This is a genomic window from Nonomuraea dietziae, from assembly GCF_014195505.1.
In the GTDB taxonomy this organism is placed as follows: domain Bacteria; phylum Actinomycetota; class Actinomycetes; order Streptosporangiales; family Streptosporangiaceae; genus Nonomuraea; species Nonomuraea roseola.
Window position 1 is genome coordinate 1183417 of record NZ_JACIBV010000001.1, and the last position, 15750, is coordinate 1199166.

The window sequence follows — 15750 nt, forward strand, 5'->3', positions numbered from 1 at the left end:
AAGTTCAGCGGGATTGGCGGCCGAGGGTGCGCAGAGCGCCCTTGATCAGCTCGGCACGCAGGTCGTCGTCCTCCACCGGCACGTCCGCCGCGCAGGTGACGGCGACGGCGCCGACGACCATGTACGCGGTGACCAGGGCCTTCGGCTCGGTCGAGCCCTCCACCATCGCGGCCATCAGGCGGTCCACAACGGCGGGCACGGCGCCCAGCGCGGGGTGGCCTGCCAGCACGGGGATGTCCTGGAACAGCACCTTGACCTCGCGCCGGAAGCGCATGGCCAGATCGACGAAGCCGGTGACGGCCGCCTCGGCCGCCTCCTCGCCTTCCAGACCGGACAGCCGGGCGTCGAGCGCGGCCAGCCCTTCGCCCGCGGGGGTCAGCAGTTCGGCGAGGATCGCCTCCTTGCTGACGAAGTGGTACAGCAGGGACGCCTTCGAGCAGCCCGCCACCTGAGCGATGTCATGGAGCGACGCGCCCTTGTAGCCCTGCGTGGCGAACAGCTGCAGCGCGGAGTCAAGGATGTGGCCACGGAGCGCGGAGGGAGGACGTGCCATACCCCCACAATAGCTGTCCGATCGGTCAGCTCTGACCGATCGGACAGGACTGAGCGGACGGCTTGTTATTAGATCAATTCTCTAGAAAAATGCTCTACTATGGCATCCACAGCGGTAGTGACCGGCGGCAACAGGGGCATCGGGTACGCGGTGTGCGAGCGGCTGGCCGGCGAGGGGTTCAAGGTGCTGCTGGTCGCGAGGGATCCCGCGGGTGGCGCCCGGGCGGCGGCGGGCATCAGGGGCGACGTGGAGCTCGTGACCGGCGACCTCAGCACGATCGCGGCCGTCAGGCGGCTGGCCGGGGAACTGCGCGACAGATACCCTCGCGTGGACGTGTTCGTGCACAACGCGGGGCTGTGGCCGGGCCGCCGCACCCTGACCGAGGACGGTCTTGAGGAGTCCTTCGCCGTCAACCACCTGGCTCCGTTCCTGCTCAACCATCTGCTCGAGGACAGGCTCGGCCGCGTGGTGCAGGTCAGCGCCGGGCTCTACGTCAAGGGCAGGGTCGAGGTGGGCAGGACCGCCGTGGGCGCGGACTTCCACCAGATGCGGACATATGCGGATACCAAGCTGTGCAACCTGCTGACCGTGCCGCTGTTCGCCGAGCGCTGGCGAGCCTCGGGCGTCACGATCGACGCCGTGCACCCCGGCGTGATCCGCACCGGCCTCGGCGACCGGAGCGGACCCGTCGGGTGGCTGCTCAAGCTCGTCAAGCGCAGGTGGGCCGCTCCCGAGGAGGGCGCGGGCCCCGTCGTGGGGCTGGTCCACGACGGCACGGGCACGGGCAGGTACTTCCACCTGACCGAGGAGGTCCCCCTGAAGGGACCCGCGCAGGACGGTGAGCTGGCCGGGCGCGTGTGGAAAGAGGCCGAGGCGCTAACGTCGGCCAGGTGACCAGGCACAAGCGCAGCGAGGAGACCATGAGGCGGCTGCTCGACACCGCACTCGAGGTCCACCCCGGCGATTTCACCCTGAGGGCCATGACCACGCGCAGCGGCGTGAGCATGGGCAGCCTGTACCACCACTTCGGCAGCCTCGAGGGACTGGCGGCGACGCTCTACAGCCGGTGCATGGGCGATCTCCTCGACACCCTGCTCGCCGCCGTCGAGGACGCCCCGAGCGCGCGTGACGGTGTACGGCGGGCGGTGCTCGCCTATCTCGGGTTCACCGCCGACCACCCGGACAAGGCCCGCTTCATCCACGCGGCGCCGTACGCCATCGACCTCGGCCCGCACGCCGAGCGGATCGCGGCGGACAAGGCGCCGCGCCTGGAGCGGCTGACCGCCTGGATCCGGCCGCACATGGACGAGGGCACGGTCGCGAGCCTGCCGATGGCGCAGGTGGAGATGCTCCTGATCGGGCCGGTCGCCGAGGTGACCAGACGGTGGCTGGCAGGCGCTCCGGAGATCGACCTGGCCGAGTCCGCGCGCGTGCTGCCGGACCGGATCTGGCAGTCGCTGCGAGGGTGACCCGTCAGCCGGTCCGGGGTCCAGGGTCTTCGCGCTGAGGTGCATTCGTGATCAAGCTGGGGAAACTCGGTGGCTGCCGGGTGGCCGGGTCTCTAGAATCCGGGCTGTGATCAAGGGTGGGGTGGCGCGAGGTGGGGGCCGGTGACGCAGGCCGAGGACGTCGCGCGCCTGGTTCGGGAGGTGTTCGGCGCGGATGTCGTCGGGGCCTACCTGCACGGGTCGGCCGTGCTCGGCGGTCTGCGGCCGTGGAGCGATGTCGACGTGCTCGTCGTCGTGCGAAGGCCCCCGACGCCGGACGAGCGCAGGGCGCTCGTCCGCGAGCTGCTCGAGATCTCCGGCGAGAGGGCTCGGCGCGGGCCCGCCCGTCCCGTCGAGCTGACGATCGTCGTGCAGTCCGAGGTCCGCCCCTGGCGCTACCCGCCGACCTGCGCGTTCCTGTACGGCGAGTGGCTGCGGGACGACTACGAGCGCGGCGAGGTGCCGTCGCCGTCACCGAGCCCTGATCTCGCGCCGTTGATCACGATGGTGCTGCTCGGGAACGCCCCGCTGTCCGGGCCGCCGCCCGCCGAGGTGCTCGACCCCATCCCGCCCGGGGACCTCGTCCGCGGCATCGTCGCGGGGATGCCCGCGCTTCTGGAGGAGCTCGAGTCGGACACGCGCAACGTCCTTCTCACGCTCGCCCGCATCTGGACGACCGTCGCGACCGGGGTCATCAGGTCGAAGGACGCGGCGGCGGACTGGGCGCTCGCCCGGCTGCCCGCCGAGCACCGGCCCGTGCTCGCCCGCGCGCGGGCCGTCTACCTCGGAGCCGAGCACGAGCGTTGGGACGACCTCCTGCCGCGCCTGCGACCACACGCCGACCACGTCGTGGGCGCGATCGAGCGCCTGACCGCGCCCGGCGGCCCGGCTGACCCCGTGGACCCGGCGGACCCCGTGGACCCGGCGGACTCGGGGGACCCGGCGGAGCACGGCGACGCCCCGGCCGGTGACCGCGCCCCATAGCGCCATCACGCCGCCCACGACCACGTTTCTGGCCGCCTCCTGCGCCTGCGGGCCGAAGCCGCCCACCGACGAGGCGCCGCGCGACGACACCACGGCGTTCGGCCGGGCCGTCCACCGTTCGCGCGGGGATCACCTCGCTTCCAGCCGGGATCGGGCGCCCGTGGAGCCGTGGACAGGCGATCGTCGCGAGCCCTACGCCGTCCCGGCGGCCAGATCGTCGAAGTAGGGCTTCATCGCAGGGAAGTAGTCGTCGAAGTCCGGCGTGGGCGAGCCGTCGCGGGCGGCCACGAGCAGGTCGAGGTAGTACTCCCACCCGGGCCCCACCTCGCCGAGGCCCTCCTCGCTGTCGAGATGGTGCACGAAGCGCAGCTCCGTCGAACCGTCGTTCTCCGACAGCAGCAGCTCGATCCGCCACCTCCCCCACTCGTCGGTGGCCGACACGGCCAGCCGCCGCGGCGGGTCGCACTCCTCGACGAGCAGGTCCATCCACGGAGCCTGCTCCTCGAACACCAACTGCACCTTGATCGTCCGGCCGGGGCCCGCTTCGCCCTCCCACGGCCCGTACCAGCGGGCCGTGCGTTCGGGCTCGGTGAGGCTGGCCCACACGTCCTCGGCGGGGGCGCGGAAGGTGCGGGTGAGGACCAGATCGCTTCCCTCACCGGTGCGGAAGAGGCGGCCTGTGGGTCTGGGACTCATGCGGTGTTCTCCTGGGCTCGGGCCGCCGGTCCACGCGTACGGCGTTCACGGCGGGTGCGGTAGACCTCTGTCTCCAGCGCGTCGAGACGGTGTTCGAGGCCGGAGGGCTGGACGAAGGGGGTGAGCCATTCGACGAGTTCGGCGAACCGCTCGGGGGCGAGCACGTAGAACCGCCTCCTGCCGACGAGCTCGTCGCGAACCAGCCCACTCTCCCTGAGGACGCGCAGGTGGCGGCTCACGGCGGGCCTGCTGATCTGGAAGCGGTCGGCGATCTCCCCTGCGGGGAGCCGCGAGTCGCGCAGCATCGTCAGGATGGCCCGTCGTACGGGATCGGCGATCGCGCCTGCCACCTCGTCCATGCCCGGAAGCGTAACCTACAAGTTACGCTTTCGGAAGAGGTCCCGATGCTCCTCAGCCGACCTTGGGCGTGGCCCGCATGCCGACGTAGCAGACCTGGGAGCCGTCGGCCAGGGTGGAGAAGACCACGGGCATGTAGTCCTCGCTGAAGGAGGGGCCGGCGCCCGAGGCGGCGAACACCGTCTCCGACACCGGAGTCAGCTCCATGTCCAGCGGCGGCGAGAGGTCCTTCATCCCGTCGACGAACTCGTACAGCATGCGCGCGCCGCCGTCCTCCCCCTGGGTGACGGTGATGATGACGCCCTCACGCCGGTAGGCGCCGACCAGCTGGGACAGGTCCACCACGGGCGGCTCGGCCGCCGGCCCGAAGGCCTCCGGCATGCGCACCCCCGCCAGCTCCTGCAGCAGCTCCCTGAACAGGTCGGCGTACAGCTGGCGGGCGCCGCCGCCGTTGGTGAGCAGGACCACGGCCACGCCCGCGTGCGGGACGACCCGCAGGTAGCCGTACTGGCCGATGGCCGCGCCGTCGTGACCGTAGCCCGCGATGCCGTTCCAGTCGTAGAGCGTCCAGCCCAGTCCCCAGGCGTCGGCGCTGACGGTCCACTTGTCGGGGACCTCGACCTCGCGCCGCTGCATGGCCGCGACGGCTTCGGCCGACATCAGGCGGGTGCCGTCGGGGGCCAGCCCGCCGTCCAGGTGCATCCGGGCGAAGCGGGCGACGTCGCCCGCCGAGACGATGACCCTGCCGTACGGCCCCGCCGAGCGCGGCATCAGGTCCCAGGCGGGGGCGGGGTCGGGGCGCCGGCCGGGTTCGCCCAGGTGGCTCATCGCCACCCGGTGGCGCAGCGCCTCCTCGGGCAGCGTCATCGAGCGCTCGAGGCCGAGCGGCGTGAACAGCAGCTCCTTCAGCGCCTGGTCCCAGGTGACACCGGTCAGCACCTCGACGATGCGCCCCAGCACGACGTAGCCGAGGCTGCCGTAGGAGACCGCCGTGCCAGGCGGGCAGTCGAGCGCCACCCCCTTGGCGGCCTCCACATAGGCGGCCAGGCAGTCGTCGCCGCGGCCCGAGTCGAAGGTGAAGTCGTTGGTCACCCCGCCGGTGTGGCTGAGCAGCTGCCGCACCGTGATCGAGGCCGTGGCCTCGGCGTCGGGGGTGGCGAACTCGGGCAGCACGCTCACGACCGGCGCGTCGAGATCGAGCTTGCCGGAGTCGACCAGCCGCATGATGAGCGTGGCGGTGTAGACCTTGGCGATCGACCCGGACAGGAACACCGAGTCGGTCGTCGCCTCCACCCCGGTCTCGGTGTTCAGCACCCCGCTGGCCAGCTCGTGGATCTCGCCGTCGACCAGCACGGCCAGCGTCGCCCCCGGCACGTGGTGGGCGGCACGCAACTCGTCGAGCCTGGCCTGCCAGCGCCCGCGGGAGAAGCCACGGCCCTCAGCGTCCAGCGATCCCCAGCCCCCCGCGGCCTTCCAGTTGCCGGCGGTGTCCCAGTTCAGCTTCGTCATGATCTCTCCCAAACCTTCCGCGTCGCGTACAACGTCCTCGCTATGCGAACACTGTACGCACACGGGTAGCATGTACGCAAGGCGCGGGTGTGGGATGGTCAGTCGCGCTCGGCCCACGCGCCCGCCAGGCCGGTGACCGCCTGATCGAGCAGTTCGGGGGGAAGGGCGAAAGCCGCCGCCAGCCAGCCCAGCCCCAGGCCGCCCCACAGCACCTTGGACAGCGACCCGACCGTGACCGTGCGTGTCGAGCAGGTAGGTGCCTCTGCCGTGACGGCGCGCGCCGCGGCCCTCCTCGCACAGCTGGTTGAGGGCCGCGGCGACCGTGCTGCGGCTGAGCACGACGGCTTGGGCGAGCTCGCGCTCCGACGGCAGTCTGGCGCCCGGGGTCAGCGCCCCGATCTCGGCCAGAGATCGGTCAGCGCTCCCGCGAGCCTGCGGCTGGGGCTCTGCCTGCCCCGGCGTAGCCTGAGCCGGTCGCGGACGAGGACGGCCGGTCGATCCAGATCTTGGCTGGCCACCTGGTCATTGTCCCGCAGCAGCCGCCGACGACCGGCCGCCCGCCGCCTACCAGGCGTACGCCTCGGGAGCCGGACCTCCAGGGCCGGGGAAGAGGTCGTCGAACAGCGCCAGCCGCTCCTCGTCCAGCTCGATCTCCAGCGCCCGCAGCGCCGTCGCCAGTTGCTCCGCCGTACGTGCGCCCACGATCGGCGCCGTCACCCCTGGCTGGTGCAGCAGCCACGCGAGCCCGACGGCGGACGGGGACTCGCCGAGGTCGTCGCACACCTTCTCATAGCGCTCCACCCGCTCCCTGTCGCTGCGCAGTGCCGTCGCCGCGCGGCCCGCCCTGCCCCGCTCGACCTCTTGCTTGCGCAGGATGCCGCTGAGCAGGCCGCCGTGCAGCGGGCTGTACGGCAGGAAGCCGATCCCCATGTCGCGGCAGGCGGGCAGCACCTCCAGCTCGACCGTCCGCTGCATCAGGCTGTAGATGCTCTGCTCGACGACGAAGCCGAACTCACCGAGCCGCTCGGCCGTCGCCTGCCCGCGCGTGATGTGCCACGCCGCGTGGTTGCTGGTGCCGAAGTACAGGACCTTGCCCTGCTGCCTCAGCAGCGACAGCGCCCCCCAGATCTCCTCCCACGGGGTGGACCTGTCGACGTGGTGCAGCATGTAGACGTCGAGGTGGTCGGTGCCCAGGCGGCGCAGCGACTCCTCGCAGGCCCGCCTGATGCGCCTGGCCGACAGCCTGATGTCGTTGACCCCAGGGCCCATTGCGCCGTAGACCTTGGTGGTCAGCACGATCTGGTCGCGGCGCGAGGGTGTCTTCGTCAGCCAGGTGCCGATGATCTCCTCGGTCCTGCCCTTCTCCGGCTCCAGCCCGTAGACCTGCCTGTTGGCGTCGGCGCCGTAGACGTCGGCGGTGTCGACGAGGTTGATGCCGCTGTCCACGGCCGCGTCGAGGATGCGGTGGGAGTCCGCCTCGCCGGTCAGCGGCCCGAAGTTCATGGTGCCGAGGGCCAGTCTGCCGACCTTGAGGCCGGAGCGTCCGAGGCTGGTGTATCGCATGGTCATCGGGGCTCCTCGAAGCGGGTGGGAGAGAAGGCGGTGAGGTCGAACTCCGACCCTCCGTCGAGCGCGAGCTGGGCGCAGGCCAGGCCGACGGCGGCCGCGTGCTTGAACCCGTGACCGGAGAAGCCGCCGGCGAAGACCACCCTGCCGCCCGTGGCGACGGGGCCGATCACGAAGTCGCCGTCGGGGCTCTTGGAGTTCATGCAGGCCGACGCCTTCGCCACGCGGGGGTCGAGCCCGGGGAAGGCCCTGCGGCAGAAGTCCTCGACAGGCGCCAGATCCTCGGGAGAGGGGTCGTGCCAGTTGTCCTCCGGCCGCTCCAGCCATCGTTTGCCGGCCGCCGCGCCGCCGACGCCGACCTTGACGCCCTGCCCGTCGATGTCGGGGATTCCCCACCCCTCCAAGTCGTGGCTCTCGCGGACGAAGGTGGGGAACCGCCCGGGTCCGTACGCCCCCCCGTCGCCCCTCGCCGTGAACCACGACAGGCATGAGCGCTGCGTGCGCAGCGGCAGCGACACCTCGGGCAGCAGATCGAGGGTCCACGACCCGGAGGCGAGCACGACCTTGCCTGCGAGGAAGCGCTCCTCCCCCACCGTGACGTCGACGTGGCCGTCCTCCACGCGCAGCGCCGAGACCGGGGACCCGGTGCGGATGTCTGCGCCCGCCCGCCCGGCGGCCTCCACCGCGGCGCTGACACACACCTCAGGCCGCAGCACTCCGGCGCCGGGCTCGAAGACGGCCACGTCGTCGTCGAAGACGGCGTGCTGCGGATAGCGGCGCCGCAGGTCGTCGGCCTCCAGCCACTCGTGGGCGACCTCGCCCGCGGCGGCGCTGGCCAGCGCGTCCTGGATGAGCGGGCCGCCCTCGGTGCCGATCACCAGCCCGCCCGAGGGGGTGAACAGCGTCTGGCCGCTGCCGCGTTCGAGGGCTCTGATCAGATCGAGGGAGCGGCGGGCCAGCGGCACGTACTCCTTGCCCTCGAAGAGGATCTGCCGGTAGATGCGCGACCCTCCGTGGGAGGACCCTCTCGCGTGGCCGATGGTGAACTGCTCGACGCCGATGACCGAGGCGCCCATCGAGGCGGCCTGCCACGCGGCCATCGACCCCATGGCGCCCAGGCCGATCACGACGACGTCGGCGCGGATGGTTCTCATGGATGGTGCTCCCATGTGTTACAGCACTTTGGACAGGAATGCTTGGGTGCGCTGGTGCCGAGGGCGGGCCAGGACCTCGCGTGGATCACCGGACTCGACGATCACGCCGTCGTCCATGAAGACCAGCGTGTCGCCGACCTCGCGGGCGAAGGCCATCTCGTGCGTCACGACGATCATGGTCATGCCGTCGCCGGCGAGCCCGCGCATCACGTCGAGGACCTCACCGACCAGTTCCGGGTCGAGGGCGGAGGTGGGCTCGTCGAAGAGCATCAGCCTGGGGCGCATGGCCAGCGCCCTGGCGATGGCGACGCGTTGCTGCTGGCCGCCCGAGAGCCTGGCGGGGTAGCTGTGCAGCTTGTCGCCGAGCCCCACCCTACGCAGCAGTTCCTCGGCGTGGGCGGTGGCGGCGGCCCTGCTCTCCTTCTTGACCAGACTGGGGCCGAGCGCCACGTTCTCCAGCGCGGTGTAGTGGGGGAAGAGGTTGAAGCTCTGGAAGACCATGCCGATGCGCTCGCGCTGCCTGCACACCTCCTTGTCGCCCAGCTCGTGCAGCGCCTCGGCGCTCTGCCGGTAACCGATCAGCTCGCCGTCCACCCAGAGCCTGCCCCTGTTGATGGCCTCCAGGTGGTTGACGCAGCGCAGGAACGTGCTCTTGCCCGACCCCGACGGGCCGACCAGGCACATCACCTGCCCCTCCTCCAGCGACAGGTCGATGCCCTTGAGCACGTGGTTGCGCCCGTAGTGCTTGTGCACCCCCTCGGCGCGGACCAATGCCGACATCAGCGCTCCTCCTTGACGTTGGCGCGGCGGGAGGTGAGGTTGCGGCGCAGGCGGGCGCCGTACGACTCGCCGGGGTCTCGGTCGGGTGAGAAGTGCCGCTCGATCCTGGTCTGCGCGGCGGTCAGGATCGAGGTCGCCAGTAGGTACCAGATGCTGGCCACCAGCAGCAGGGGGATGGTCTGGAAGTTGCGGCCGTAGATGATCTGGACGCTGTAGAGCAGCTCGGGGATGGCGAGCACGCTGATCAGCGAGCTGGTCTTCAGCATGGCGATGGCGTTGTTTCCCGTGGGCGGGATGATCACGCGCATCGCCTGCGGGAGCACGATCTTGCGCATGGTCATGCTCTTGGACATGCCGAGCGAACTGGCCGCCTCCAGCTGGCCCTTGGGCACGGACACGATGCCCGCCCTGACGATCTCGGCCATGTAGGCGCCCTCGTTGAGCGCAAGGCCGAGCACGCCCGCGATGAACGGAGTGATGAGGGTGTTGGCGTCCAGCGTCGCGAAGACCGGCCCGAACGGCAGGCCGAGCTCGATCGTCGGGTACAGCGCGCTGAGGTTGAACCAGAAGACCAGCTGCACCAGCAGCGGCGTGCCGCGGAAGAACCAGATGTAGCCCGCGGCCGTCCACGACAGCACCCGGTTGGACGAGCCGCGCATCACCGCGAACAGCACGCCGAGCGAGATGCCGAGCACCATGGCGATCGCGGTGAACTCCAGCGTGAGCAGCAGCCCGTTGAGCACGCTGCCGTCGAGCAGATACCTGGCCACGATCTCCCACCGGTAGCGGGGGTTGGTGACCATGGACGTCAGCAGCATGGCGAGCAGGACCAGGACGAGCGCCGTGGCCGCCCACCGCCACGGGCGCCTGATGGGGATCGCCTTGATGTCGGCGTCGGGGCGCAGGCCCTGCCGGGCGGTGCCTGTCGCCATGGCTAGGCACACCCTTCCTTGATCGGCTGCGGGAAGATCTCGTCACCGTCCTGGACCTGGGCGGGCTCGGTGAAGATCTCCGACTTCTCGATCGCGCCGTCGACGACGCCCCACTTGCCGGCGATGCGGGTGTAGTGCCCCTCCTGCAGCAGCTTGGTCATCGCCGCCTGCAGCACGCTGTTCAGCGCCGCGTTGCGCTTGGGGACGGCGATGCCCGACAGGCTGTGCGGGGTGCGGTAGGTGCCGGTGACGCACAGCGCGCCCTCGGACTGCTTGGCCGCCCACTCCACGGCGGGCTTGTCGGCGGTCACCACGTCGGCGCGGCCGCTGGACAGGGTGAGCACGGCCTGGTTCTGGTCGGGGATGCGGATGATCTGGACCGGCTGTCTGCCCGCGCCCTTGCAGTAGGCGTCGGCCTTCTCCAGGCGCTCCACCTGGGTCGTGCCGCTCTGAACGCCGACGCGCAGGCCGCAGATGGTGTCCTTGAAGTCGTTGACCTTGACGCCGCTGCCCTTCTTCACCAGGAAGCCGCCACCGCTGAGGTAGTTGGAGACGAAGTCGACGACGCCGAGGCGTTCCTTCTCGATGCCGAAGCCGGCGATCCCGATGTCGTACCTGCCGGCCTCCAGTCCGGGGATGATGTTGTCGAAGGAGGTGTTCTTCCACTCCACCTTCAGTCCGAGGACCCGCCCGAGTGCGTCGCCCGTGTCGATGTCGAAGCCGACCAGGGTCTTGTTGTCCTCGGCGAAGAACTCCAGCGGGGCGTAGGGCGCGTTCGTGCCGATGACGAGCGTGCCGCGGGCGCGGATCTCCTGAGGCACGGCCGCGGCCAGCTTCTCGTCCTTGGCGATCGCGGCGGAGGGCGGGGGCGCGGAGGGCGCCGCGGAAGGTGCCGCTGAGGGCACGGCCGCGGTGCCGGCGCAGGCCGACAGGGGGAGCAGGGTAACCAGGGCGACCAGGACAGTGCGGTAGTTCATGGTGTCACCAGCTTGCGTGCGAGGTTCAGGGGCTCGGCGTGCTCGCCGCGGGCGGCCGCCGGGTGGCGGAGGCTCCGCCGGTCAGTGTCAGCGCGCTCGCCGTACGACACTCAAGGTCGCCCCCGACCAGGGCCAGCTGCGCCGCGCGGATGTCCGAGGCCTGTCCGGCCGTCGGCACCTCCTCGCCGAAGCTGTCCCTTCCGGTCTGCGCGTAGTAGAGAAGGTGGGCCCGCTCTTCGGAGAAGGGCTGGACGTACGGCTGTCGCGGCACGTCGCCGGGTACGGTCAGGCCGCCCCTGTGCCGCCACTCGCGCATGTCGTCCGAGCGGTAGACGGCCAGGCCGGTGCGGCTCTCGGCGAGCATCCACGCGTAGCCGCCCAGCGTGAAGACGGCCGGTCCCTCGTGCCATTCGGCGAGTGCCTGCCCTTCGACCTTCCATTCGTCGAGGTCCGGGCTGACGGCCCGCCAGATGGAGCCGCCGCGCGCCTCGTCCTTGAACCAGAGGCCGAAGCCGCCCTCCGGCAGCGGGTGGACGTAGGGATCGACGGCGTGGTCGGTGCCGAGATCGAGGCGTGAGCCGTGCGTCCAGTTCCACAGGTCGGCGCTGGTCAGATGGTGCACCTGCCGGTGCCATGGACTCGGCCTGCCGTGGGTGTCCCACCCCGGGTCGTCGGGCACGCCTCTGATGAAGGTCACGAACAGGTGGTAGACGCCGTCGTGGTGGAGCACGTCCGGGCCCCAGAAGGTGTTGAGCCCCCGCTCGACCGGCAGGTCGAGGGTGCCGCGGTAGAGCCAGCTCCCGCCGCCGTCGGCCGAGCTCGCCACGGCGACCTGGCTGCCGTGGCAGCGGCCGATGCGCGCCGGGCCGCCGATCTTGGTGTTGGCCCGCCTGTGCACGAACAGGCACCACCACGTGGCCTCCTCCCTGTTCCAGACGAGCACGGGATCCGTGGCGCCGTCGTGGACGGGGTCGGTGATGAGCGCCCGGTTCATGTCCTGCCCTCCGCCGGTTCGAGGGGGAAGTGGTTGACCGCGTAGGTGTGGCCGTGCTCGACCGCCGACTCCACCGCCTCCTGCAGGGAGCCGCGCAGGTTGGCGCGGACCGCCTCCTCGTTCCACGTCAGCCCGTCGACGCACCGGGTGGCGAACAGGCCGGCGACGAGGTCGAGGCGGCGCAGTCCGCGCAGCAGCTCGGCGGTGACCACCGGACCCATTGGCGTGACCTCGAGCTCTCCCGCCGAGCACGCCAGGTGCACGATGTGGGCACCGCCTTCGAGCTGGAAGGAGACCTGCATGACCAGCTCGGGGATGACCGGGTTCACCTTGCCCGGCATGATCGAGGAGCCCGCCTGCACGGGCGGCAGGCGAACCTCGCCGAAGCCGCCGATCGGGCCGGAGGCCAGGATGCGCAGATCGCTGGCGATGCGGGCCAGCACACGTCCTGCCCTGGCCATGGCGTCGGCGACCGAGGCCAGGCCCTCCAGCGAGGAGATCCCCTCCGACAGGTTGGCGACAGGCTCGAGGTCGAGCTCGGTCTCCTCGGCCAGCCGCCGCAGCGCCAGCTCCCTGTATCCGGGCGGGGCGCCGAGCCCGGTGCCGATCGCGGTGGCCCCGAGGGGCATCCTGCGCAGCTCGCCGGCGGCCGACTCCAGAACCCTGGCGGCCGACAGCACCGAGGCGGCCTGCCCCTGGTGCACCAGCGCGGCAGGCACGGGCACCGCGTCCTGCAGGCAGGTACGGCCCAGCCGCTCCAACGACCGGTACTGCCCTGCCTTGCGCTCCAGCGACTCGGCCAGCCCCCGCAGCGACCGCACCGTCTCGCGCGCCGTGGTGAGGACGGCGAGGTTGAGCGCCGTCGGCATCACGTCGTTGGTGGACTGGGACCTGTTGACATGGTCGTGCGGGTCCACCCTGACGGCCCCCTCGAGCAGGGCGGTCGCGCGGCTGGCGAGGACCTCGTTCATGTTCATGTTGGTCGAGGTGCCGCCGCCGCCCTGCACGAGCTCGAGCGGGAAGTGCTCGTGCAGGCCGCCGCCCGCCACCTCGCGGGCCGCGGTCATGACGGCGTGCCCGATCTCGGCGGGCAGCACGCCGAGCTTCACGTTCGTCCACGCCGCCGCGCTCTTGACCAGCGCCAGGGCGGTCAGCAGCGCGGGGAACTGGCGCAGCGACTCTCCACCGAGGCGGAAGTTCTCGCTGGCCCTGGCCGTATGGATGCCGAACAGGTCCTTTGAGGACAACATGATCTCGCCCAGGAGGTCATGTTCGACACGGATCTGATCCATAGCATCACCCCTCACCTGAAAGGTTGCCTGGTAGGTTGACAGCCAGACTCCATGGGCCCGGATGCCCTGTCAAGCCCCGATTTCCTGGAGAAGCTCGCCACTACGTTCGCCCTTGACAGGGTTCCGGGCATCAGGCAACCTGCCAGGCAACCTGACCGTTCGCCTCAAGGGAGTGTCCGTGGCCTTCCAGACGTTCGAGCTCGAGAACTGGCAGTCGGACTACGAGCAGACCGTGCGCTTCAACCTCGCCGACTCGACCGTGGACCCTGTCACCGTCACCGACCTCATCGAGGGCGGGCAGGACGTCGAGCGGATCATGTCCCTGCCGCTGTACTACCCGGAGGTCAACGGCGAGCGCGCCCTGCGCGGGCCTCGTCGCCGGGCTCTACGACGGCATCGGCTCCGACGACGTGCTGGTCACCGTGGGCGCCTCCGAGGCCAACGCGGCGATCGTCGACGCGCTCTGCCGTCCCGGCGACCGCGTGGTGGTGATGGAGCCCGGCTACCGGCAGGTGTGGGGGCTGGCGCTCAACCGGGGCTGCGAGGTCGTCGCGTTCGAGCTCGACGCCGAGCGCGGCTGGGCGCCCGACCTCGAACAGCTCAGGCGGGTCGCCACGCCGGGCACCAGGCTCATCTACGTGTGCAATCCGAACAACCCGACCGGCTACATCCTCACCGAGGAGGAGATGGCCGAGATCGTCGGCATCGCCGAGGACTGCGGCGCGTGGCTGGTCGCCGACGAGGTCTACAGGGGAAGCGAGCGCCTGACCGACAGGGAGACGCCCTCGTTCGTCGGCATGACCGACAGGGTCATCGGCGTGGGCAGTCTGTCGAAGTCCTACGGCCTGTCGGGGCTGCGCATCGGGTGGGCGGTGTGCCGGCATCCCGAACTGGCGCACCTGTGGCGCCGCCACGAGTACTTCGCCATCGCGACGGGCAGGCTGGACAACCACCTGGCCGAGTGCGCCCTGCGCGCCTCGACGAGGGAGCGGCTGTTCGAGCGCAACCGCACGTGCGTGCGAAGGGGCTACGAGCTGTTCTCCTCATGGCTTGAAGGCCAGGACGGCAGGCTCACCGCGCTCGCGCCGATGGCCTCCGCGCTGGCCTTCGTGCGCTACGAGTGCGACCTGCCCTCCGTCGAGGTCGGCGACCTGTTCAGGAGGAAGGCGAGCGTTCTGGTCGCACCCGGCGTGTTCTTCGGGCGCGAGGGATGGTTCAGGATCAACATCGGAATGGACACCGGCTATCTGTCCCAGGCGCTCGACGCCCTGTCGCCCGTCGTGGCCGAACTGAGGTGATGAACGTGGAGCTGCGCCTGCTCTCCCGCGCGTACTCCGTCTGCAGGCTGCCCGCAGGCTCGGCGTTGCCCGCACCACCGCGCACGGCCGAGCTGTACGGACTGACCGTCACGGCCGAGGAGGTCTCGGTCGTGTGCGCCATGGGCGAGGAGCCGCGGGGCGCCAGGATCGAGAGCGGATGGAGTGCGCTGCGGGTGGCGGGCGAGCTGGACTTCTCCCTCGTCGGCATCCTGTCCTCGCTGACCGCGCCGCTGGCCGAGGCGGGCGTCTCGGTGTTCGCGCTGTCCACGTTCGACACCGACTACCTGCTGGTCAGGTCGGCCGAGCTGACTCCGGCGCTGGAGGCGCTGCGGGCGCGAGGGCACCTGATATCAAAGGGCTGACGCTCGGCTCACGCGCCGCCGATGATCTCACTGCGGTAGTGAAGGAGATGCTGGCGCCAGACCTGCGCCGCCTCCTCAGCCCTGCCCGCCCTGATGTGCTTGATCACCGTGCGTGACTCCTCCATGTGGCCCCCCCGCACGTTCGGCTCGGCCAGCGCCCGGCGGCGCAGCTCCGACCACAGGGGGCCGCCCACGTGCCGCAACGCCTCCTCGAGGGACTGCTCCAGTATGGGGTTGCGGGCGGCGCGGGCGATGGCCCGGTGCAGGGGCAGGTCGCTGCCGTAGGCGCCGGTCTCGGCGAACTCCGCCTCCAGCTTGGCGAGCGTCGCCTCCAGCATGTCGAGATCTTCCGGGTAGCGCTTCTCGGCGGCCAGCGCGGCCAGCGACGGCTCGATCGCCAGGCGCGCCTCGAAGACTTGGGGAGGCAGCACCTCCACGCCCCAGGTGGCGACGGCGGCCGACGAGCCCGTGACGATCGTGCCCCTGCCCTTGTGCGACTTGGCCAGCCCCGCGAGCTCGAGAGCGGCCAGCGCCTCCCGAATCGTCGGCCTGCTGACGTCGAAGTTCTGAGCGAGCTCGCGCTCGGAGGGCAGTTTGTCGCCGGCCTTGAGGTGTTCGTCGCGGATGGCGGCCACCAGTTGGTCGGCGACCTGGACCGCCGCGCTCTTCTTGACCACCGGGGTCACCGCGAACTTCGAGCCGCCCGTCGTCATCGCCGTGAACTCCGCATCCGTGTGGCTGGTGCCGTCGATGACCATCGTAACAATCGGCTAGGCAACCTGACACGT

Annotated in this window: 17 protein-coding genes; 5 read left to right on the top strand and 12 right to left on the bottom strand. The window is 70.8% G+C overall.

All coding sequences use genetic code 11. The features are described 5' to 3' along the window. Positions 1–4: 4 nt before the first annotated feature. Positions 5–553 (bottom strand): TetR/AcrR family transcriptional regulator, encoded by a 549-nt coding sequence (locus tag FHR33_RS05825; protein ID WP_183644560.1) that lies wholly within the window; start codon positions 551–553, stop codon positions 5–7. Positions 554–652: 99 nt separating this feature from the next. Between FHR33_RS05825 and FHR33_RS05830 the strand changes: the two genes are divergently transcribed. The 3 genes from FHR33_RS05830 (at position 653) to FHR33_RS05840 (ending at position 3024) form a co-directional block, all read left to right on the top strand. Continuing rightward, positions 653–1447, top strand: coding sequence for an SDR family NAD(P)-dependent oxidoreductase (locus FHR33_RS05830; RefSeq protein WP_183644562.1), 795 nt, complete (start codon positions 653–655; stop codon positions 1445–1447). Next, a complete protein-coding gene (locus tag FHR33_RS05835) occupies positions 1444–2022 on the top strand; it encodes a TetR/AcrR family transcriptional regulator (protein ID WP_312895379.1) in 579 nt (192 codons plus the stop codon). The genes FHR33_RS05830 and FHR33_RS05835 overlap by 4 nt, the downstream gene beginning before the upstream one ends. A 141-nt stretch (positions 2023–2163) precedes the next feature. Beyond that, on the top strand, positions 2164–3024 hold the full coding sequence (locus tag FHR33_RS05840) for an aminoglycoside adenylyltransferase family protein (RefSeq protein ID WP_183644565.1): 861 nt from the start codon (positions 2164–2166) through the stop codon (positions 3022–3024). 192 nt (positions 3025–3216) lie between these two features. Here FHR33_RS05840 and FHR33_RS05845 read toward each other — a convergent pair whose 3' ends face one another. The 10 genes from FHR33_RS05845 to FHR33_RS05895 all read right to left on the bottom strand — a co-directional run bounded on the left by FHR33_RS05845 (position 3217) and on the right by FHR33_RS05895 (position 13281). Then, positions 3217–3720, bottom strand: a complete 504-nt coding sequence (locus FHR33_RS05845) for an SRPBCC family protein (RefSeq protein WP_183644567.1) — start codon at positions 3718–3720, stop codon at positions 3217–3219. After that, positions 3717–4079 carry an ArsR/SmtB family transcription factor gene (locus tag FHR33_RS05850; RefSeq protein ID WP_183644569.1) on the bottom strand — a complete coding sequence of 121 codons (363 nt, stop codon included), beginning with the start codon at positions 4077–4079 and terminating at the stop codon, positions 3717–3719. The genes FHR33_RS05845 and FHR33_RS05850 overlap by 4 nt, the downstream gene beginning before the upstream one ends. A gap of 52 nt (positions 4080–4131) precedes the next feature. Then, positions 4132–5586, bottom strand: coding sequence for a serine hydrolase domain-containing protein (locus FHR33_RS05855; protein ID WP_183644573.1), 1455 nt, complete (start codon positions 5584–5586; stop codon positions 4132–4134). 564 nt (positions 5587–6150) lie between these two features. Further along, positions 6151–7155 carry an aldo/keto reductase gene (locus tag FHR33_RS05865; protein ID WP_312895380.1) on the bottom strand — a complete coding sequence of 335 codons (1005 nt, stop codon included), beginning with the start codon at positions 7153–7155 and terminating at the stop codon, positions 6151–6153. Then, a complete protein-coding gene (gene solA / locus FHR33_RS05870; RefSeq protein WP_183644575.1) occupies positions 7152–8306 on the bottom strand; it encodes an N-methyl-L-tryptophan oxidase in 1155 nt (384 codons plus the stop codon). The genes FHR33_RS05865 and solA overlap by 4 nt, the downstream gene beginning before the upstream one ends. 18 nt (positions 8307–8324) lie before the next feature. Further along, positions 8325–9086, bottom strand: coding sequence for an amino acid ABC transporter ATP-binding protein (locus FHR33_RS05875; protein ID WP_221240952.1), 762 nt, complete (start codon positions 9084–9086; stop codon positions 8325–8327). Then, a complete protein-coding gene (locus FHR33_RS05880; RefSeq protein WP_183644578.1) occupies positions 9086–10018 on the bottom strand; it encodes an amino acid ABC transporter permease in 933 nt (310 codons plus the stop codon). Before FHR33_RS05880 ends, FHR33_RS05875 begins: the two co-directional genes overlap by 1 nt. Before the next feature lie 2 nt (positions 10019–10020). Beyond that, the gene (locus FHR33_RS05885; RefSeq protein WP_221240953.1) at positions 10021–10995 is read right to left on the bottom strand and encodes an ABC transporter substrate-binding protein; all 975 of its coding nucleotides are present in this window, start codon (positions 10993–10995) and stop codon (positions 10021–10023) included. A gap of 25 nt (positions 10996–11020) precedes the next feature. Next, positions 11021–11989 carry a glycoside hydrolase family protein gene (locus FHR33_RS05890; RefSeq protein WP_183644581.1) on the bottom strand — a complete coding sequence of 323 codons (969 nt, stop codon included), beginning with the start codon at positions 11987–11989 and terminating at the stop codon, positions 11021–11023. Next, a complete protein-coding gene (locus FHR33_RS05895) occupies positions 11986–13281 on the bottom strand; it encodes a lyase family protein (protein WP_183644584.1) in 1296 nt (431 codons plus the stop codon). The genes FHR33_RS05890 and FHR33_RS05895 overlap by 4 nt, the downstream gene beginning before the upstream one ends. A 410-nt stretch (positions 13282–13691) precedes the next feature. On the opposite strand from FHR33_RS05895, the gene FHR33_RS05900 reads away from it, so the two are divergent. Next, complete coding sequence (locus tag FHR33_RS05900; protein ID WP_183644587.1) at positions 13692–14579, top strand: aminotransferase class I/II-fold pyridoxal phosphate-dependent enzyme; 888 nt, start codon at positions 13692–13694, stop codon at positions 14577–14579. Continuing rightward, complete coding sequence (locus FHR33_RS05905; protein ID WP_183644589.1) at positions 14579–14962, top strand: ACT domain-containing protein; 384 nt, start codon at positions 14579–14581, stop codon at positions 14960–14962. The genes FHR33_RS05900 and FHR33_RS05905 overlap by 1 nt, the downstream gene beginning before the upstream one ends. An 8-nt stretch (positions 14963–14970) precedes the next feature. Here the strand turns inward: FHR33_RS05905 and FHR33_RS05910 are convergent, their stop codons facing one another. Continuing rightward, positions 14971–15720 carry a FadR/GntR family transcriptional regulator gene (locus FHR33_RS05910; RefSeq protein WP_221240954.1) on the bottom strand — a complete coding sequence of 250 codons (750 nt, stop codon included), beginning with the start codon at positions 15718–15720 and terminating at the stop codon, positions 14971–14973. Between the last annotated feature and the right edge of the window lie 30 nt (positions 15721–15750).